Genomic DNA, 20460 nt, shown 5'->3' with positions numbered 1-20460 from the left:
CATGAACCTCGACTTGCTCAGCCGCCAACTGATCGACCGCTTCCAGCACGGCATGCCGCTGTGTCCGGAGCCTTACAAAGAGATGGCGCGGATTCTCGGTTGTCGCGTGGGCCAGGTGATGGCTTGCCTGGAAGAAATGGATCAGGCCGGCACCCTTTCACGGATCGGCCCGGTGTTCGAACACAGTCGCGCCGGGGCCAGCACCCTCGCCGCCCTCGCCGTGCCCGCCGAACGCTTGCAACAGGTCGCCGAGCGCGTCAGCCAATACCCCGAGGTCAACCATAACTACGCACGGGAGCATTTCTACAACCTGTGGTTTGTGCTGACCGGCCCTGATCGCCAACACATCGAACGCGTGCTCGAAGAATTAGAGAAAGACACCGGCCTCATGCCGCTGGATCTGCCGATGTTGACCGCTTACCGCATCGACCTCGGTTTTGCCCTTGGAGAAAACCCATGACGCCGGGGTTGAGTCCCAAACAGGCACTGGCGTTGCGTCGGCATCTGGAAGGCGGATTGCCGTTGGTATCGCGTCCCTATCAGGCCCTTGCCGAACGGATAGACGCCAACGAAAACCAGGTGCTCGCGCAAATGCACCAGTGGCACGAGCAAGGGCTGTTTCGCCGGGTTGGCCTGGTGCTCAACCATCGCGCGCTGGGTTTTACCGCCAACGCCATGCTGGTGCTGGATGTTCCAGATGCGCTGATCGACGAAGTCGGCCAACGCCTGGGGCAAGCGCCCGGCATTACCCTCTGCTATCAACGGCCACGGCGCCTGCCGCAGTGGCGCTACAACCTGTTCTGCATGGTTCACGGGCGCCAACGCGCGCAGGTCGAGGCGCAGATCCAGGCGTTGCTGGAAGAACACCTGCTGAGCGACCTGCCCCATCAACTGCTGTTCAGCACCCATGCGTTCAAACAGTGCGGCGCACGCTTCGCCCCCTCGCCAACAGGAACCCCTACCCATGGATGACCTCGACCGCCGGCTGATCAACCGCCTGCAACTGGGCCTGCCGCTGGTGCGCCACCCGTGGCAGGCACTGGCCGCCGAACTGGAGAGCAGCAGCACCGAACTGCTCGACCGCCTCCATGAATTGCTGGAAGACGGCATGCTCACGCGCTTCGGCCCGATGTTCGACATCGAGCGTCTTGGCGGCGCCTTCACCCTTGCGGCGCTGGCGGTGCCGGAGGAGCGTTTCGAAGACGTCGCCGAGCAACTGCAAGCCCTGCCTGAAGTGGCCCACAACTACCGACGCGAACACCCCTGGAACATGTGGTTCGTGCTCGGCTGCCCGACCGAACAAGGTATCGCCGAAACCCTGCAGCACATCGAAACCCTGACCGGCCTGCCGCTGCTCAACTTGCCCAAAGAGGAGACCTACCATGTCGGTCTGTACTTCCCGGTCTGAAGACACCCTGGCGCACCGTCTGATCGAACTGACCCAGGCGGGCCTGCCGCTGCTGGATGACCCGTGGGCCTGGCTCGCCGAACAGCTGGAGCTGAGCATCGAATCCACCCTGGACTTGCTCAAGCGTTTGCAGGCCGAGGGCGCGATCCGGCGCATCGCCGCCGTCCCCAACCACTATCGCCTGGGCTATCGCTACAACGGCATGACGGTCTGGGATGTGCGCGACACAGACATGCCGCGCCTTGGCGCGCTGATCGGTGCGCAGCCCTTCGTCAGTCATTGCTATCGACGCCCGCGACGAACCGCGTGGCGCTACAACCTGTTCGCCATGGTCCACGGCCGCAGCCGCGAGGAAATCGACAGCTACCGCGAACACCTGCGCTACTTGCTGGGAGATGCCTGTGCCGCCGACGAGATGCTGGTGAGCAGTCGCATCCTGAAGAAAACCGGTTTACGGCTACCACCAGCGCCACGCTGAACACACGCTTGTTCAAGGAGATTTGCATGTTGAGGATCAGCCAATACCTGCGTGCCCTGACCGGCCAGGCGCCGGCCCCCAGAACCAGCCCACCGGGCAGCAACCGGCCGCCAGTGGTGATCTGGAACCTGCTCAGGCGCTGCAACCTGACCTGCAAACACTGCTACGCCACTTCCGCCGACAGTGTCTTTCGCGACGAACTGGATACGCCCGCCGCGCTGACCGTGATCGACGACCTGCACGATGCCGGGGTGAAGGTATTGATTCTTTCCGGCGGTGAACCCTTGCTGCGCGACGATCTGTTTGTGCTCAGCGCCTACGCCCGCACCAAGGGTTTCTTTGTGGCGTTGTCCACCAACGGCACGCTGATCAATGAGCAGAACATCGCGCAGATCCGCGCAGCGAATTTCGACTATGTCGGGATCAGCATCGATGGGCTGGAAGCCACCCATGATGCCTTCCGCCAACTCAAGGGCAGCTTCGCCAGCTCCATGCGGGCGATCCGCCTCTGTCGCGAACAGGGTATTCGTGTCGGCCTGCGCACCACCCTGACCCAAGAGAACCATCAACAACTGCCCCAATTACTGGCGCTGATGCGCGAGTACGACGTGCAGAAGTTTTATCTGTCGCACCTCAACTACAGCGGTCGCGGCAAACGCAGCCGCAAGCTTGACGCCCGGCAGCAGATGAGCCGCGAGGCAATGACATTGATCTTCGAACAGGCCTGGGAAGACATCGAGCAGGGTCGCGACAGCGATTTTGTCAGCGGCAACAACGATGCCGACGCGATTCTCTTGCTGCAATGGGTGGGCGTGCATTTCCCCGAACATTCCCCGCGCCTGGAACACATGCTCCGGGCCTGGGGCGGCAACGCCTCGGGCAGCGGCATCGCCAATATCGACAACACCGGCGAGGTACACCCCGACACCTATTGGTGGCAGCACTCGGTAGGCAACGTCCGGCACACGCCGTTTCGCACGCTCTGGCTGGACCAACCGGACGCCTTGTTGCAGCAACTGCGTGAACATCCGCGCGCCGTCGGTGGCCGCTGTGGCCAATGCCGCTGGTTGAACATCTGCAATGGCAATACCCGCACCCGCGCCTGGGCCGAAGGCGACCTCTGGGGCCAGGACCCCGGCTGCCACCTCAGCGATGAAGAAATCGGTATGCCGCCATTAACGACCATCCCTTGCGTGGTGCACTGAAGCACCCGCCTGATGAAACACCAAGGACGTCCCATGCACCCATCGATAATTTTACCGGCCGCACTTGCGTCCCCGTTCAGACCGGGCGAAGTGGCCCTGGTCGGCGCCGGCCCCGGCGATCCACGCCTGCTGACCCTGCGTGCCTGGAGCCTGTTGATGCAGGCCGACGCCGTGGTTTACGACCGTCTGATCAGCCCCGAGCTGCTGACGTTGATCCCCCTCACCTGCGCCCGGCATTACGTCGGCAAGGCCAGCGGTTGCCACAGCCTGCCCCAGGAACAGATCAACGAACTGCTCGCCGACCTCGCCGATCGGGGGCAGCGTGTGGTCCGCCTCAAAGGCGGCGACCCGTTCATATTCGGCCGTGGCGCCGAGGAGCTGGATTATCTGCTGCAACGCGACATCGACTGCCAGGTGGTCCCCGGGATTACCGCCGCTTCCGGGTGCAGCGCTTACGCCGGCATTCCGCTGACTCACCGGGATCTGGTCAACTCCTGTCGATTCATCACCGGCCATCTGCAACACGATGGCGAGTTGAAACTGCCCTGGCTCGACTTGGCCGACAGCAGCCAGACCCTGGTGTTTTACATGGGGTTATCGAACCTCGGAATCATCGCCCAGCGCCTGATAGAAGCCGGAATGCCCGCCGATACGCCGGCGGCGCTGATCAGCAATGGCACCCGCCCCGACCAGCACGTCGCCCGAGGCATGCTGCACCAGTTACCGAACCTGGCGCTGGATTGCCCACCGGGCATTCCGACGCTGACGGTGATCGGCACAGTGGTTGATCTGTTCGCTACCCATCAGCAGGAATACCCGGCACGCTTTTACTCCGCGCAAGCGCTGCAACGCCACAGCAAGGTGGCGATATGAGGCGCATGCTGCTTGCCCCATTGTTATGGGTCGCTGCAGCCCATGCCGGTGCAGCGGTTCCGTCCTCCGACGCGGCCGCCGATCTCTACCAACAGCATTGCCAGCGCTGCCATGGCGCCAACCGTTTCGGCGGTACGGGGCCGGCCTTGCTGCCGGAGAGTCTGAGCCGGATCAAACCCGACGAAATCCGCAGCGTCATCCAGAACGGTCGCCCCGCGAGTCAGATGACCGGGTATGCCAACCTGTTCAACCCCGCGCAAATCGATGCGCTGGTGGATTACCTTCAGCAACCACCCGCCACCCCACCCACCTGGAATAACGACGACATTCGCAGCAGTCATTCCATTCTCGCCGACATCAGTAAACTGCCCGCCACGCCCCAGCATGGCGCCGATCCGCTGAACCTGTTTGTGGTGGTGGAAGCCGGCGACCATCACATCGACATCCTCGACGGTGATCGTTTCGAAGTACTGGCGCGGTTTGCTTCGCACTTTGCGGTGCATGGCGGGCCGAAGTTCTCGCCGGATGGACGCTTCGTCTACGTGGCCTCACGCGATGGCTGGGTCAGCCTGTACGACTTGCACAACCTGAAGCTCATCGCCGAGGTCCGCGCCGGGCTCAATACCCGCAACCTGGCGGTGAGCAAGGATGGCCGCTGGGTGCTGGTGGGCAACTATCTGCCGGGCAATCTTGTGGTGCTCGATGCCCGCGATCTGTCGCTGGTCAAAACCATCCCCGCAATCGGCCTGGACGGCACCGCGTCACGGGTCAGCGCGGTCTACACCGCGCCGCCAAGGGACAGTTTCATCGTGGCGCTCAAAGATGTGAAGGAAGTCTGGGAGCTGTCGAGCGCCGGCACGCCGGACTTCGAACCGCGCCGCATCCAGGCCGAGGATATGCTGGACGACTTTTCCTTTTCACCGGACTACAAGCAACTGCTGGCGACATCGCGCAAGGCCAAGGGTGGTCAGGTGATCGACCTCGACACCGGCAAGGTGGTCACCAACATACCGTTGCCGGGCATGCCGCATCTTGGGTCCGGGACCTACTGGAAACGTAACGGTGAATGGGTGTTCGCCACGCCGAACATCAGCAAGGGACTGATCTCGGTCATCGACTTCAAGACCTGGAAGTTGATCAAGGAAATTCCGACCCTGGGGCCGGGTTTCTTCATGCGCAGTCACGTCAACTCGCGGTATGCCTGGACCGACGTGTTCTTCGGCCCCGACAATGATGCGATCCACCTGATCGATAAACAGACCCTGGAAATTGCTCACACCTTGCGCCCGATGCCCGGCAAGACGGCCGCCCACGTTGAGTTCACTCGCGATGGTCGCTACTTGTTGCTGAGCATCTGGGCCACCGATGGCGCGCTGATTGTGTATGACAGCAATACCCTCAAAGAGATCAAGCGACTGCCGATGAACAAGCCGTCGGGCAAGTACAACGTGGGCAATAAGATTGAGTTTGTGGAGGGGACTTCGCATTAGGGCTTCGGCTTGGGCTTGGGTGTATATCCGTTTCTGCGGTCACGGCGGCTATTGGTTCCGCTCTTACAGCGGGTTACTTGGAAAAGCGCCAAGTAACCAAGCGCTTTTGCCCCTGACGTTCGGTGGCTCGCCCAGGCTCGCCATGCCCTCGCTCCGGTCCTGCTCCGTGGGCCCGCCGCCATCGGCCATCCATGGCCGGGGGCGGCTAACCCGGCATCCATGCCGGGTTGCCCACTGCGCAGAACCTCCTCTCGGCCTCTCGAGGGGGCGTGCACCGCAACGACACTGCGAGGCGGCCTACCGGCCGGCCTCTCTCTTCCAGCGTACGCATTCCCCTGTGGGAGCGAGCCTGTTCGCGAAGAGGCCCTGTCAGTCGACATCAATGTTGAATATAAGTCCGCCTTCGCGAGCAGGCTCGCTCCCACAGTTGGATTTTTGGCGGGCATGACATAGGTGTCCACCGCCGCTGACCTTGACGGACATCAGGTCGGCTATCAGGCCGCCTCGCTTTGGCTTTGGCTTTTGATCTTGATCTTGATCTGCCCCGTCGGAAGGCCGAGTGGAGGTTCTGCGCAGTGGGCACCGCGGCAAGGATGCCGCGGTAGCCGCCCCCGGCCAGGGATGGCCGATGGCGGCGGGCCCACGGAGCAGGACCGGAGCGAGGGCATGGCGAGCCTGGGCGAGCCACCGTACGTCAGGGGCGAAAGCGTTTTGGTTACTTTGGCGCTTTTCCAAAGTGACCCGCCGCAAGGGCGGAACCAATAGTAGTCGTTACCGCAGCAACGGATATGTACACCATCAAAACCTATGTCACCCGACACGCCGCTTTCGCGAGCAAGCCCGCTCCCACAAGGTTCCGGGCTCATCCGCAAAATTGTAAGTTCACCCATCACCCCAACGTATAACCATTATCGACCTTCCAATCCTGCCCATAGACACCCCGGGCGCCTTGGGACAGTTGAAAGATAATCACATTGGCCACCGCCGACGCATCGAGAAAATGACCAGGCAGCAGACGTTTGCCAAGGGCATCAGCGACGTCATCAAGCTCACCATCGCTCAACCCCAGGTTGTCCCACATCGAGGTCGCGGTCGGCCCCGGCGAAACAAGGTTGATGCGCACATCGTAACGTGCAAACTCCACCGCCAGGGTGCGCGCCTGTGCCGCCAACGCGGCCTTGCTGGCGATGCAGGCAGCCAGACCAGGAAAGCTCGAACCCGTCAGGAAACTACCGACAAACACCACCGAGGCCGGGCTCGCCAACTCACCGCGCAACGCCGCCAGCGTGTTCAACGCCCCGGCACCGTTGACCGCCCATTGGCGTTCGAAGGCGGGCATGTCCAGGCTGTCGGCCATTTCGGCAATACCCGCGTTGGGCACCAGATAATCCACCCGCCCTAGCGCCGCCGCCCGGCGGGCCAGCTCCTGCAAATCTTCTTCGCACGTGACACTCCCTGCAAACCATTGCAGCCGCTCACCGTAGATCTGTTGCAAGGTCGGCAAATCACCGATAGTACGTGACATCGCCAGCACCTTGACGCCACGCGGCAATAGCGCGGCGCACAACGCCAGGCCAATCCCGGAGCTGGCGCCGGTAATCACCGCCAGACGATCCTGAAACTCGGTTTGCATCATGTTCTCCTGGGCATCGTGAATGCCAAGCACTGGGGACGTTGTGAGCCCCTATCTTTGAACAGACGCAGAAATACTGACTTGACGGCGATCACTTTTCTCGAGGGGGCGCCGGTCAATGAGTCGAGTGCGACATTGCTGGCTGCTGCTGAAGTACCGCCTGATCGATCTCGCTGAAGCGCAGTACACGACCGCCCTGGTCGGCGGCCAGTTTTTCCGCAGCCTGCTGGCTGGAGAAGGACGCCAGCACCACCCCCATGGCGCCTTTGAGTCGGGTGCCGACCACGTAAAACGCATCCTTGGCATCGATCAGATGGGCATCATTGGGGGCGCTCCACAGACTGCGGCCCATATCGTGGACATACAACCTGGCCTCGCCATGATGATTTTCCGGCTGCAGCCACCAACCGATCATTTCCGCCGTGGAGCAGAATTTCTTGATGCCGCTGCGCTCGACCACTTCGCCCTTGGGCCCGGGGAAGCCGTCGATGATCATGCCGCAAACATGGCATTCATCGCTGGGATGAAAGGCAGCGGGGGCGTCGCTGTAGGTGGCTTGCACGGGTTTGTCGCAGGCCGCCAGCAGCAGACAGACCATCAGGCCCGCCACGGCGCGTACCGTCGTCGAATACAGATTACTCATCGTCAGGTGCTCCAAAAACCAAAGTGTGAATTCATGTCGCCCGTCGACGGAACAGCAACCAGGCCAAGCCCAAAGGCACCGCCACCCATAGCAACAGGCACAACCAGAGCATCGAGCCCGGCACAGGCAAATCGCTGCCCAGGGTCAGCACGCCAGCGCTACCGGCGCCGGGCTCGAAACCGGAGAGATTGATCAGGCGATAGACGTCGGCGGGGTTGAGCAGCAGTAACCACGGCAGCACCTTCGGGTTGAACTGCCCTTCGCTGAGCACCAGCAGTGCCAGCAGCGCCAGGTCGAACACCAGCACGAAGAAGAACCACACCCCCAGCGCCAGCCCGGCGGCGGTGGATTTCTCGGCGGACACGCTGCTCAGCACATAGGCCAGCCCAAGAAAGCCCCAGCCCAGTAACGTCGACGACAGCATGAATCGTCCAAACGCCCAGAGCAGCAGGTTCAGTTCGACGTCTTCCACCAGCACGGCAATCGCCAGCATCGCGCAGCCAAAGCCGATGAGGGTCGCCAGGGCCAGGATCAATCCGTGGCCGACGAACTTGCCGAGCAGGATGTGCCCGCGTCCCAACGGATAGGTCAGCAACAGCAACAACGTGCCGCTTTCGTCTTCGCCGACGATGGCGTCATAGGCCAGCAGCAAGGCAATCAGTGGCATCAGGAATGTCGCCAGGCTGGCCAGGCTGGCGATGGTGGCGGGCACCGAGGTGAAGCCCAGTTGCCCGGAAACCGCCGCACCCAACCAGGCGATGCCGGTCGCCAACACGGCGAACAACAGGCTGATCGCCAACAACCAGCGGTTGCGCAAACCGTCATTGAATTCCTTGCGGGCCATGTTCCAGATCGGGTTCATACGGTCTCTCCACTGGGGGTCGCACCGGCCCGGCCCATGTAATAGCGGTAGATGTCCTCCAGGGACGGTGGGTCGATTTCCACGTCGGCCGGTTCGTGTTCATTGAGCAATTGGCGCAACAGGCCCAATTTGCTGCCATTGAGCGCGGCCACTTCAAGGCCCTCCACGCCCCAGCGCTGAGTGACGTGCCCGGCGTTGTTCCAGGCTCGCTGCAACGGCCCGGCGTGCTTGAGCCCGTTGGCGCGAATCAGCGTCGGCAACCCGGCTTCCTCGCGCAGACTGCGCAGACTGCCGAGGGCCAGCAGGCGCCCCTGGGTCAAAATCGCTGCACGGTTGATATGCGCCTCGACCCCCGGCAATACGTGGGAACAGAGAATGATGCTGGTGCCCTGGCTGCGCAGCCGGTCGAGCAACCGATACAGGTCTTGAGTGGCAATCGGATCGAGGCCAACGGTCGGCTCGTCGAGCAGCAATAAGCGCGGCTCACCGAGCAAGGCTTGCGCCAATCCCAGGCGCTGGCGCATGCCCTTGGAGTAGGTCTTGACCCGTCGATGCGCCGCATTTGCCAGGCCGACTTCCTCCAGCAGCACATCCACCTGGGCGAACGCGGCGCCTTTGAGTCGGGCGAAATGATGCAAGGTCTCCAGGCCGCTCATCTGCGGATAAAAGGTCACGTTCTCCGGCAGATAACCCAGCAAACGCCGAACCTGCGGATCACTGGGCAAGCGACCGAACACCCGGACCGATCCTTCACTGGCCTGAAGCAGGCCGAGCACCAGTTTCATGCTGGTGGTCTTGCCCGCACCGTTGTGCCCGAACAAACCCAGCACTTCGCCTTCGGCCAGGCTCAGGTTCAACTGATGCAACACGGTGGTGTGCCCATAGCGCTGGCTGACGCCTTCCATGTCAATGACGTTCATGCGGTGGGCTCCTGGGTCAGGGGTTGGGTGGTGGGATTCATCAGCGGATGGCGGTCCAGGACGCCCGGCGATTTCATCACCGGAAAGGCCCGTTGCACCCAGCGCAGCAACTCGATCCCGGGGCTGTTCATCAACAGCCGCACCTGCGGGTACAGCCACAGCAGGCGGTCGACGTTGTCGTTGGGTTCATAGGCGATATCGCCCAGGCCATCGTTGTTGCGATCCCAGCCCAGGTAATCGCTCCAGTAATTGCCCCGGCCATCCGCCGACCATTCCTGCAAGCGGGTGGCGACGTATTTGACCTGCCGTTGGTTGCCGATAAACGCGTTGTCGGCGATGCGGTTGTCTTCGGAGCCGGCGGTGAGGTGAATGCCCACGGCGCTGTGCTCGAAGTGGTTGTGTTCGATGGTATTGAACAGCGAGTTGTAGATGAACAGCGCCTTGCCTTCGGCGCCGCTGATCATGCTGTCGCCGGTCGAGCCGTCGCGCACGTCCGTGACGAAGTTGTCGCGCAAGGTTGAATAGGTGATGTAGTTCATCAGGATGCCGTAGTTCTGATCCTGTTCGGAGCGGTTGCCGATCACCGTGAGCTTGCGGCTTTGCATCAAGGCGTAGCCGGTGCGGGTGCGGCGAGTGGTGTTGCCGATCAATTGGTTGTCGTTGGCGAACATGTAATGCACGCCGTAACGCAGGTCCTCCAGGGTGTTGCCCTGCAGCAAGTTGCCGTTGGAGGTGTCGATGTAGATGCCATCGCGGGTGTCGCGCACCTGGTTGCCGATGACCCGGGCGCCATGCACCGCATACAGATGAATACCGTTGCCGCGATCCTGGGAGCGCAGCGCCGGATCCCCCTGGATGCGGTTGTCGATCAGGCTCGCATCCTGCGTACCGTCGACCCAGATACCGAAACCCTGGCCCTGCAGGCGATTGCCTTTGATCACCGCGCCACGGGCCTTTGGCTGAATAAACACCGCCGCATTCATGGCGGTGAGGTCATGCCCCCAGTCCAGAAAAGTGCAGCCCTCGATCCGCACATCAGGCGCGCTGACGATCACCCCGTTGCCCTGCCCTTGCGCCTGAAACACCGCGCCGGGCTCGCAAACAATCTGCATCGGTTGATCGACGCTGAACGAACCACGGTACTCGCCCGCCGGCAGGTGCCAGCGTTGTTCAGCGTCAACCCGCAACGGCAAGGTGGTGATCGGTTGCACCGCCGCCAGCGCGCCGCCTGACATCAACAGGAGCACAAAGGCCATGACCTTCACCGGGTTTTCCTTGATATCGGTCATCGGCTCACTCCCGTTGATTGGTAACCGTCAGGCCCGCTCGACCTTCATGCGCCCGACCATCTCCATGTGCAGCGCATGGCAGAACCAGCTGCAGTAGTACCAATGCAGGCCGGCCTTGTCGGCGGTAAAGGTGATGGACGAGGTTTGCTGCGGGCTGATCTCCATGCTGGCGCCATGGTTGGTCATGACGAAACCGTGGGTCACGTCCTCAATCTGGTCGATGTTGGTGATGGTCACGGTCACTTCGTTGCCCTGCTTGACCGTGAACTCATTCAGACCATAGGCCGGCGCCATGGAGGTCATGTAGACCCGCACATGATTGCCGTCGCGGATGACCTTGTTGTCGGTCTCCAGGTTGATCCCGTCTTTCTTGGCCAGCTCCACGGTGGCGGCGAAGAACGGGTCGTTGCGGTTCCAGATTTTTTGGGTCTTGATCTGGTCCCGGCGCGCCAGGATGCAATCGTGAGGTTCGGCAAACGCAGGACCGTCGTGCACCAGCTTCATCTCTTCGCCGGAAATATCGATCAACTGGTCGTTTTCCGGGTGCAGCGGCCCGGTCGGCAGGAAGCGGTCCTTGGAGAATTTGCACAACACCACCAGCCACTTTCCATCCGCTTCATTGGTTTCGGTCAGCGAAGCATGGTTATGGCCAGGCTGGTACTGCACGTCGAGCTTCTGCTTGATGTAATTGACCTTCTCGCCCTTGTAGGCACGTATCGCTTCCTCCATGTTCCACTTCACCACCTGACTGTCGATGAACAACGTGGTGTAGGCGTTGCCGCGACCGTCGAAGGTGGTGTGCAGAGGCCCCAGGCCCAGTTCCGGCTCGGCGACGATCACCTCGCGCGGGTCCTTGAATTTGTCGGCGAACAGGTCGTCCAGGCGGTCGATGGCAATCATCGAGACCGTTGGCGACAGCTTGCCGTTGGCAATGAAGTACTTGCCATCGGGTGAGGTATTGAGGCCGTGGGGGTTCTTCGGCACCGGGATGTAGCGAGTGAATTCGGAGTCTTTGCCATCGGTTTTACGACCGTCGACCACGGGCACTTTCGAGTCTTCCAGGGTGATGAACTTGCCGGCCTTGATCGCAGCCTCGATGCGCGGGATGTTGAACACCACGACCCAGTCGCGCTCGTTGCGCATCATGCCGCCAAGGTCGTAAGCCTTCTCCGAGTTGTAGCAGGTGGACGCCGCGTACTTGCCGGTGTAATCGGCGTCGGAGTTATCCAGGTTGCCGTCGACGATCACCTGGAAAGCCATCTCCATTTTCTCGGCATCGATGGCGTTGAACATGGTGAAGCTGTTCTTGTCTTGCAGGTCGAAGGTGCGGCCGTCATTGGGGTGCGGAATGACGAACTCGGCATTGGCGAACACGTACTTGGTGTAGGGCACTTTTTGCAGACGCAGGCCGTGAATGGCTTGTACGTTCGGCACGGTGAGGATCTTGTCGCACTTCATGATGTCCAGGCGGATGCGCGCGACCCGGGAGTTGGCCTTGTCGTTGATGAACAGGTACTTACCGTCGTACTTACCATCGGTCATGGAGATATGCGGGTGATGGCAATCGCCATTCTGGAATTTTGCACTGTCGCCCAGGATCCGTTTGCTTTCGTTGGTCAGGCCCCAGCCGGTGGCCGAGTCGACGTTGAACACCGGAATACGCATCAACTCCCGCATCGACGGCACGCCCAGCACTCGCACTTCGCCCTGATGACCACCGCTCCAGAAGCCGTAGTATTCGTCCAGCTCACCGGGGCCGACATGGATTTTCGACTGCGCATCCTTGACCGCCGCGGCCCAGGACTCACGGCTGAACACCGCGCCGCCGAGGGTCGTGGCGCCCGCCAGCACCGCACCGGTGACGGCACTGCTGCCCAGAAAACCGCGACGGCTGAGTCCCGCCGGCTCCGCTTCCTGCACGGGTTTTGTGGATTCTGTGTCAGTCATGTTGCGTACTCCTTGAAGGGATTAAAACGGTCACTGCAGACGTGCTCGCGAGCTTCATTCAGCCGCCGGCACTTCCACGACAGGTATCAGCTGCACCGCCACGGGGGCCGGTTTGCCGCGCTTCTTGCGTTTGTTGATCAGCGGCGGGCATTTGTCTTCGTTGTGGTAGGTCATCTGGCAATCGAGGCAGTAGTGACACTCGTTGGCATTGATCCGGCCATCGGGATGAATCGCCTGGATCTCGCATTCCTTGGCGCACAACTGGCAGGGGCTGCCACATTCCTTGCGGCGCTTGAGCCAGTCGAACAGGCGCAATTTGGTCGGAATCGCCAGCGCCGCACCCAAGGGGCAGATGTAGCGGCAATAGACTTTTCGCGTGAAAAGATTGATGACCAGCAGCGCCACCGCGTAGAGCACGAACCACCACTGGCGGTCGAACTTGAGGGTGATGGCGGTCTTGAACGGTTCCACCTCGGCGAACAGTTCAGCGGTGGACATCGATTCCAGGGAGATGCCAAAAAGCAGGAGCAAGATGATGTATTTGATCGCCCACAGCCGCTCATGGACCGCGAACGGTAATTCGTACTGGGGAATTTTCAATTTGCGCGCGGCTTCGTTGATCAACTCTTGCAAAGCGCCAAACGGGCACAACCAGCCGCAAAACACGCCACGCCCCCACAGCAAAACACTTGCGGCGGTGAAGACCCAGAGCATGAAGATCAGCGGATCGGTGAGAAACAACTCCCAGCGAAAATGCTCGAACAGCGCGTGCACAAAGGTCAGGACATTGACCACCGACAACTGCCCCAGGGCGTACCAGCCCAGAAAGACTACGGTGAAGAGCAAGTAACCACGGCGCAGCCAGTGCAGAAAGCGTGGCCGGCGAGTGAGTTTGTCTTGCAGGAACAGAATGGCCGTCAGCAGCAGCAACGCGCTCGCGAGTACGGCGATCTGGAAGTGTTTCTGGTACCAGATGGTCAACCACATCGGCCGGCTGGCTTCCTCGATGGCCGCCCGTTCTTCGGCACTGGGCGCGGGTCGCTCAAGGTAGGGTTCGGGCAGTTGATAAGACAGTTCGAAGCTGCTGAAGGTGCCGCTGACCGGGCCGGTCTGACGCCGCACCAGAAGCTCCAGGGACCAGGGTGATCCCGGGTCGAATCCGGCCGGTTTGCGCACAATGAAAATCGACATTTCATTGAACTCGGGCATGCCCTCGGCAAACACGTCGGAGAGCCGCTGATGGTCCATGTCGCGAAAGCTGATGACGTTGCCGAACTGGCGCAATTGCACCCGATCGAATATCCCGCCGCGCACATAACCCGAGCCTTTATAGGAAAACAGCCCACGACCCAGCACCACGATGGCTTGCTCGCCGGGTTTGAGTTCCTGCATGAGGAAGCGATATTGATTGTCGCCCAGCAGCGCGCGGCCAATGGTCGGTGGGTTCAAGTCGGCGGTGTACAGCTCGATAAAGGTGTCATCGACTTGATCCGGGCCGGCGTTGTCGACGCCTTCGGCTTCGGTGCCCTTGAAGGCTGCATCGACCTGCCCACGGGTCAGGTTCAACCGGCGAATGGCGCCGTTACCGGTCAGTTGCTCCCAGGTGGCAGGCTGGAAATAATCCTGGCGCACGATGGCGGGCTTGTTCACCACCCCGCCCCTGTCCTCGATCAGTTTCAGCGATACGGCCACCTCATGGGCGGCACGCATGATGACCTCATTGACGACCATGGCGGTGACGGTTGCGCCGGCGATGGCATCCACGGTGACCGCACTCGGGTCGCTGGAATGGCCGACCACCACCCGCTGGCTGACCTTGATCCCTTTGTATCGGGCGCTGAAGCCGTGAAGTTTTTCTTCAGGAATGCCGATCAGCAGAATCGGTTCGTGGTGCTCCAGCACATAGGCGTCCTGAATCACGCCAGCGGTGTCGAGGATCACCTGAGTGTTGATGGGTTTGCCCGAGTAGGCCGGAATGTCCACCACATCCAGGCTCTGGAACACATAACCGATGGCCTTGCCGGCCGCCGACAGCGTGCGCACCTTGAATTGGCCTTCGGGTGCGGACACTGAATCGGTTTGCGGGAAGACCTTCTCGATGCGCTGCTGCTCGATGTCGCCGTATGACTTGGCCTGCACCGTCGCGAACATCGCGATCATCAGCAAGACCATCACCACCAGCCCGATACTCCAGAGGCGCGGGTTGCCATGTATCGAAGGCTGATGGATTGTCATGAGCTCGCTGATTTCAAAGGGGCTTGCGGCCATGTTAGGGAGCGTTGTGTGCCCCGCCCTTGATTGAAATCAACTTGAGAAAATACCCCTGAAGGCCACGCTACAGGTCTCAAACAGTGCGTGAAAACTGCCCTTTTTGCTCCCCTCCCAGATAGGCGTCAAATGCCATCGCGGCACTGCGCATCATCAAATGCCCTTGCGGCAACAGCACCAGTTCATCGCTGTGAATCTGCAGGAGCCCGTCACGCACATGCTCGTCCAACTGCGCCAGCGCCTCGGCAAAATACTCGGTAAAGCGAATATCATGACGCGCTTCAAACTTACCGAAATCGATCCGCCCGTGGCACATCAGGTCGCTGATCACCTCACGGCGCAACAGGTCGTCGGCGCTCAATCGGTACCCTCGATGCACCGGTAACAGGCCTTGATCGATACGGGCGTAGTACTGCGAAAGCTCCTTGACGCTCTGGCTGTAGCTGTCGCCAACCTTGCCGATTGAAGACACCCCAAGGCCGATCAAGTCGCAGTCGGCATGGGTCGAGTAGCCCTGAAAATTGCGTTGCAGGGTGCCATGGGTGCGGGCCAGCGCCAGCTCATCGTCCGGCAAGGCGAAATGATCCATGCCGATATAGACATAACCGGCTTCGGTCAGACGGCGGATGGTCAGCTCCAGCAACTCCAGCTTGCGCTCCGGTGGCGGCATGTCCGCCGGGCGAATCAACCGTTGCGCGCGCACCAGCTCGGGTAAATGGGCGTAGCTGTAGGCGGCGATCCGGTCCGGGCGCAGGGCGATGATCTTGCCCAGGGTAACGTCGAAACTGTTCACGGTTTGCAGTGGCAGGCCGTAAATCAGATCGACGCTGATCGACTTGAATTGCGCCTCACGCGCCGCAGCAACCAACGCATAAATCTGCTCTTCACTTTGCTGACGATTGACCGCCGCCTGCACGTCGGGATCGAAGTCCTGCACGCCAAAGCTCAAGCGGTTGAAGCCCAGTTGGCGCAGTGACTGGATCTGCTCGGTGCTGATGGTGCGCGGATCGACCTCGATGGAAAACTCATGGGCATTGCTGTCGTCCATGTCGAATGCCTGATGCAGGCAGTCCATCAGATCCGCCAGTTGTTCACGGGTCAAATAGGTGGGCGTACCTCCGCCCAGGTGCAGTTGCGTGAGTTTGCGCGTGCTGTCGAACAAGGCTGCCTGCATGACGATTTCACGCTTGAGGTACGTCAGGTATTCAACGGCCCGATGGGTTTTCTGGGTAATGATTTTGTTGCAGGCGCAGTAGTAGCAAAGGCTTTTGCAGAACGGAATGTGGATATACACCGACAAGGGCTTGGGCACCGCCGCCAGGTTGCTGTCGGAGGCGGCACGCTGATAGTCGTCGACGGCAAACGCCTGATGAAACTGCGGCGCCGTGGGGTAAGAGGTATAGCGCGGCCCGGGACGGTCATACTTTTCGACCAGGGCTCGATCGAAATCGAATGCAGGTTTCATGATCAATCGACTCGCAGGTGGGTTAATGCCTTGCACTGCCCAAATCCTTTTCGAACAGGTTGCAGATGGCATCCACTTCCGGCCGGCCGGCGGGAAGAATGCTGATGAAACGGTCCGACAACTCAATCAACCCCTCGCGACTCAATTGCTCCAGCAACGGCCAGACCGATGAGAAGTACTGGGAAAAACTCAGCCCATAGCGCCGCTCGATGGCGCGGATATCCAGCTCTTGATCACACGCCAGTCGCTCCATGACCATGTGCCTTATCTGATCCCCCGCCTCAAAACGCCAGCCACGGCACGTTGGCAATTGGCCCCGGTCCAGCTGCTGCTGATAACGCTCGATGGCGTCGGTGTTTTGCGTGTACAAATCGTCGATCTGACTGATGGCCCCCAGACCGAACCCGATATGGTCGCAATAGCCGTGGCGGGTAAAACCGTCACAGGTGCGACGCAACCGGCCCCGCTCCTGAGCGATCGCCAGATCATCATCGGGCCGCACGAACTGCCCCATCCCGATGTAGTGATAACCGGCGCCCATCAACTGTTCGAAGCAGATCTGGCGCATCGCGCCTTTATCGTCCTGGCTGCACGATTCTCTGGCCTGGTCGCCGAGCATCGGCCGATAGCGGCGTGGTGGCCGGGCATAGTCGAACACCATCAGCCTGTCCGGCTCCAGCTCGATAATGGTCGTCAGTTTCAGCGCGAAGCTTTCTGGCGTCTGCCAGGCATGGCCAAAACCCAGATCGACGTTGATGGATCGATAACCAAAAGTGCGGGCCGCATCGATCAGTGAATGAACGGGGGCCGGGTTCTGGTAGCAGGCCACGGACATGCCGCAGTCGCTATCGATATCCGGAACGCCGATGCTGACATGAGTGAACCCTTGGCCGCGCAACGCACCCATGGTCGACCAATCGGTGTGGTGAAGGTCGACGTCAACGCTGTAGTCGCCGCACTCATGCTCGAGAAAGTTGAACCGGCCACGCAGATGACTCATCAGCCGCTCGAGATGAGCGATGGTGGGTGTTCCGCCACCCAGATGAAATTGCTCGACCCGCTGCTCCGAACTCAAGTGGCAACCGACGAGGTCGATCTCCTGTTCCAGGCGCTGAAGGTACTGTTCGATGTCGCCGTGCTCGCAGGAGGCATCGCGCGGGGAACAAAAGGATGGCTTGAGCCTGGAAGGCAGCTGCACGTTCAGGGCTATCGGGCGTCGTTTCTGGCGGCTGACGCGCAAGGCACGCAGCAAATCCAGAGAGCCGATGCCGTCATGAAACTTCTGCGTATCGGCATGACCGTTGGGGTCGAGTACGCCCTGATCGCACCGAGCGATCAGCTCGCCAGGGGGGTGAGAAAAATCGAGCATGACAGGTCTCCGAGACTGGCTGCGGATCAGCAGTGTCCGGGATTGGCGATCAATGCTCCTTGATTTGCATCAAGCGCGAGCCAAGTGCTGCAGGGCAGACCTCTGGGCAGGCCGGTCACCACGTCAGGTAAAACATCCCCTTGGCCAGCAACACGATGACGACCATATGGCAGAACACACTGCCATGGATGAAATGCAGGTATCGAGCGTTCATTCGGCCGCTTTTGAACAAAAACATGGCCGCCAGGAAGTGCAGGAGCACGCTCACGGCGACCACGATTTTCAACAGCAACAAGGTGCTGAACGATGAGGCCATTGGTGTTGCAAGGACGGGCAAATAGCGCAGCCAGACCATGCCCAGCCCTGCGCCGAACAATACCAGCAGCACCCACGGCATCAGGGTGCGGGCGCGGCGGCCAATACCCTCCTCGACCAGCAGCATCACTTTGGCGGGCAACTGTTTGCGGATGCTTTCCAAAAAGAGGACTTCGAAGAACACCGTGCCGATAAAGATCAGGGCGGCAAACAGATGAAAGGTCAGCAACAGTGGATAGAGCATGGGATTCTCGCCCTCCATTCAGACCGTTGCTCAATACCTCATCGAGCCCACACATGCCGGGCCAGCCTGGCCCTTCGAGCGGTCGGTGTCTTGCGAGAATACAGAGCAGGCCGGCTCACCCGGTTGACCTCAATCAAGGAACCCGAAAATCCCGATTCACGCACAAACAAGAAAGCCGCCTACAAGCACTCATCCAGGAAACTCACCACCGTCCCCATGCAGCCGACCCGCTCCTCGACATGAGGCATATGGCTGGAATTTTCGAACAGCGCCCAACGCACATTCGGGATCTGCTCCAGATAGGGTTTGACCACCGTCGGCGTGGCTTCATCGTAGCGACCCGAAATCACCAGTGTCGGCACATTGATGTGCCGCAAGCGGTCGACAATGGTCCAGTCTTTCAGGCTGCCGATTACATGAAACTCCGTCGGCCCGCTCATGGCGTGGTAAACGGTGGGGTCGGCATCGACCTGGGCGAAAGTACGCGCCACCTCATCGGGCCAGGGAATGACGCGACACACATGGTTGTCGTAAAAAACCCTCGATGCTTCCTGATAGGCGAGCGCTTGAAAATCCCCTGCCCGTTCGTGCTCCAGCAATGTTTCATGTACGCCGCCAGGCAGCAGTTTGCGTAAACGGTTGGCTTCCTCAACCCAGACGCGCATATCCGAAGGGGAATTGGCGGCGATCAAGGCCCGTAACCCCGCAGGTTGCCGTACGGCGTGTTCACTGGCGAGCATGCCCCCCCAGGATTGCCCCAGGAGCGCGTAATTGTCGCTGATTTCCAGATGATCCAGCAGGTTGTCCAGTTCATCGAGAAACAGCGCGACAGTCCAGAACGAGGCGTCTTTTTCCGGCAGATGGGTCGAGCGACCGTTACCCAGTTGGTCGTAATGAACCACCGGATACCCGCTCGCGGCGATGTCCTTGAATGCGTCGACGTAATCATGCGTGCAGCCCGGACCGCCATGCAGAATCACCAGTGGCGTGCGTTTACCGTCGAAGTGACCCGTGATGCGATACCAGGTCTGATAGAGACCAAAAGGTGCGAAGCCTTCGCGTATTCCGATAGATTCCATTTCTTTGTGCCGTTCCTGAAAAACCATACGGCACACGATAGCGGGATCGGCTCCTCGAAATAACTAGAGAAACAGATAGGTTTCTGCCCTGTTTCAACTGTCGAGCAATCGATAGTGGGTAGCCCGAACCACGGCCTGGACCCGATTCTTGGCCCCAAGCTTATGCATGGCCGAGGTCAGATGGAGGCTGATGGTGGCCAATGAGCGATTCAGTTGTTTGGCAATCTCGGCGGCGGTCAGGCCTTCAGCCGCCCATTTAAGGCACTCGCGTTCACGCTTGGTCAGGTGAATGGGAGGCGTGTGAGTCTCCTTGCCAAGCAACGGATAGGCCGCTTCCTGCAAGGCATGGGAAATCAGGCTGAAATCCGCCAGGGTCTGCCGGGCATCGCTCAGCATACTGGTGCTGTTGCCGGTACGCAGCCCCGTCAAGGACGCAAAACCGCCTCTGGGCAAATGAATCGGGACCGATACCCCACAGGTCATCTGTGAGTCTTCCAGATAATTCACCACAGGCGCATGGCATTGACTGATGACCGGCTCCAACAGGGTGTCAGTCCCGGGTTTATAGGACCAGACAAAGGGTGAAACACAATTGAGTGCTACCTGCTGAACGGGGTCGATCTGGTAGTAACCCTCTGCGCACCAACGCGTATGCCAATCGTCTGGCGTATTGCGCAATTTGAGCACCGACGGCGTGATCAACTTGCCTTCGTGGTCCAGCGGCACCGGGCTGTAGTCGTACACCAAGGCATCAAAGCCCAGCTCATTAGCCAGTAGCAAGGCATTGTCCAGTTGCTCATCCAGGCTCTTGCCCGACAACAGACGGAGATTGAGGTCAGACAGCTTGCTCTGCATCCATTGCGCTCCCTAAATAATTTCAATCCTGAAATTCAGCACGTAGAATGCCACGCCTCGGCGAGGGACTGCCAGACCAAACCTATAACAAATACTAGCTTTTGGGCACATGACTTA

Annotated in this window: 19 protein-coding genes; 7 read left to right on the top strand and 12 right to left on the bottom strand. The window is 60.3% G+C overall.

Annotated features, from left to right (window positions below; genetic code table 11):
* Position 1 precedes the first annotated feature (1 nt).
* The 7 genes from KGB14_RS22555 to KGB14_RS22525 are packed head-to-tail and all read left to right on the top strand — an operon-like array spanning position 2 to position 5454.
* Complete coding sequence (locus KGB14_RS22555) at positions 2 to 460, top strand: Lrp/AsnC family transcriptional regulator (protein WP_223488897.1); 459 nt, start codon at positions 2 to 4, stop codon at positions 458 to 460.
* Positions 457 to 972 (top strand): Lrp/AsnC family transcriptional regulator, encoded by a 516-nt coding sequence (locus KGB14_RS22550; protein ID WP_223488896.1) that lies wholly within the window; start codon positions 457 to 459, stop codon positions 970 to 972. Before KGB14_RS22555 ends, KGB14_RS22550 begins: the two co-directional genes overlap by 4 nt.
* Complete coding sequence (locus KGB14_RS22545; protein ID WP_223488895.1) at positions 965 to 1408, top strand: Lrp/AsnC family transcriptional regulator; 444 nt, start codon at positions 965 to 967, stop codon at positions 1406 to 1408. Before KGB14_RS22550 ends, KGB14_RS22545 begins: the two co-directional genes overlap by 8 nt.
* Positions 1383 to 1886, top strand: coding sequence for an Lrp/AsnC family transcriptional regulator (locus KGB14_RS22540; RefSeq protein WP_223488894.1), 504 nt, complete (start codon positions 1383 to 1385; stop codon positions 1884 to 1886). Before KGB14_RS22545 ends, KGB14_RS22540 begins: the two co-directional genes overlap by 26 nt.
* A 26-nt stretch (positions 1887 to 1912) precedes the next feature.
* Positions 1913 to 3091, top strand: coding sequence for a heme d1 biosynthesis radical SAM protein NirJ (nirJ, locus tag KGB14_RS22535; protein WP_223488893.1), 1179 nt, complete (start codon positions 1913 to 1915; stop codon positions 3089 to 3091).
* A 33-nt stretch (positions 3092 to 3124) separates the two neighbouring features.
* Positions 3125 to 3964, top strand: coding sequence for a uroporphyrinogen-III C-methyltransferase (cobA, locus tag KGB14_RS22530; protein WP_223488892.1), 840 nt, complete (start codon positions 3125 to 3127; stop codon positions 3962 to 3964).
* A complete protein-coding gene (locus KGB14_RS22525) occupies positions 3961 to 5454 on the top strand; it encodes a cytochrome D1 domain-containing protein (RefSeq protein WP_223488891.1) in 1494 nt (497 codons plus the stop codon). Before cobA ends, KGB14_RS22525 begins: the two co-directional genes overlap by 4 nt.
* An 889-nt stretch (positions 5455 to 6343) precedes the next feature.
* Here the strand turns inward: KGB14_RS22525 and KGB14_RS22520 are convergent.
* The 12 genes from KGB14_RS22520 to KGB14_RS22465 form a co-directional block, all read right to left on the bottom strand.
* Positions 6344 to 7087 carry an SDR family NAD(P)-dependent oxidoreductase gene (locus KGB14_RS22520; RefSeq protein ID WP_223488890.1) on the bottom strand — a complete coding sequence of 248 codons (744 nt, stop codon included), beginning with the start codon at positions 7085 to 7087 and terminating at the stop codon, positions 6344 to 6346.
* A 115-nt stretch (positions 7088 to 7202) separates the two neighbouring features.
* Positions 7203 to 7730, bottom strand: a complete 528-nt coding sequence (locus tag KGB14_RS22515) for a nitrous oxide reductase accessory protein NosL (protein ID WP_223488889.1) — start codon at positions 7728 to 7730, stop codon at positions 7203 to 7205.
* 31 nt (positions 7731 to 7761) lie between these two features.
* A complete protein-coding gene (locus KGB14_RS22510) occupies positions 7762 to 8592 on the bottom strand; it encodes an ABC transporter permease (RefSeq protein ID WP_223488888.1) in 831 nt (276 codons plus the stop codon).
* Positions 8589 to 9512, bottom strand: coding sequence for an ABC transporter ATP-binding protein (locus KGB14_RS22505; RefSeq protein WP_223488887.1), 924 nt, complete (start codon positions 9510 to 9512; stop codon positions 8589 to 8591). The genes KGB14_RS22510 and KGB14_RS22505 overlap by 4 nt, the downstream gene beginning before the upstream one ends.
* On the bottom strand, positions 9509 to 10801 hold the full coding sequence (locus tag KGB14_RS22500) for a nitrous oxide reductase family maturation protein NosD (protein WP_223488886.1): 1293 nt from the start codon (positions 10799 to 10801) through the stop codon (positions 9509 to 9511). The genes KGB14_RS22505 and KGB14_RS22500 overlap by 4 nt, the downstream gene beginning before the upstream one ends.
* A 27-nt stretch (positions 10802 to 10828) precedes the next feature.
* The gene (nosZ, locus tag KGB14_RS22495) at positions 10829 to 12748 is read right to left on the bottom strand and encodes a TAT-dependent nitrous-oxide reductase (RefSeq protein ID WP_223488885.1); all 1920 of its coding nucleotides are present in this window, start codon (positions 12746 to 12748) and stop codon (positions 10829 to 10831) included.
* A gap of 54 nt (positions 12749 to 12802) precedes the next feature.
* Complete coding sequence (gene nosR / locus KGB14_RS22490; RefSeq protein ID WP_223488884.1) at positions 12803 to 14983, bottom strand: transcriptional regulator NosR; 2181 nt, start codon at positions 14981 to 14983, stop codon at positions 12803 to 12805.
* A 109-nt stretch (positions 14984 to 15092) separates the two neighbouring features.
* Positions 15093 to 16481: an oxygen-independent coproporphyrinogen III oxidase gene (gene hemN, locus KGB14_RS22485; protein WP_223488883.1), complete on the bottom strand. Its 1389-nt coding sequence runs from the start codon at positions 16479 to 16481 to the stop codon at positions 15093 to 15095.
* Between the two features lie 22 nt (positions 16482 to 16503).
* Positions 16504 to 17850, bottom strand: coding sequence for a coproporphyrinogen III oxidase (locus KGB14_RS22480; protein ID WP_223488882.1), 1347 nt, complete (start codon positions 17848 to 17850; stop codon positions 16504 to 16506).
* 115 nt (positions 17851 to 17965) lie between these two features.
* The gene (locus KGB14_RS22475) at positions 17966 to 18409 is read right to left on the bottom strand and encodes a CopD family copper resistance protein (protein WP_223488881.1); all 444 of its coding nucleotides are present in this window, start codon (positions 18407 to 18409) and stop codon (positions 17966 to 17968) included.
* A 179-nt stretch (positions 18410 to 18588) separates the two neighbouring features.
* A complete protein-coding gene (locus tag KGB14_RS22470; RefSeq protein WP_223488880.1) occupies positions 18589 to 19488 on the bottom strand; it encodes a proline iminopeptidase-family hydrolase in 900 nt (299 codons plus the stop codon).
* Positions 19489 to 19581: 93 nt separating this feature from the next.
* Entirely contained in the window at positions 19582 to 20343 is a 762-nt protein-coding gene (locus KGB14_RS22465; protein ID WP_223488879.1) for a LuxR family transcriptional regulator, read from the bottom strand.
* Positions 20344 to 20460: the final 117 nt, after the last annotated feature.

Source organism: Pseudomonas sp. A-RE-19 (assembly GCF_019956555.1).
Lineage (GTDB): Bacteria > Pseudomonadota > Gammaproteobacteria > Pseudomonadales > Pseudomonadaceae > Aquipseudomonas.
The sequence above is the reverse complement of the archived record's forward strand: the minus strand, read 5'-3'. Positions and strand labels throughout refer to the sequence as shown.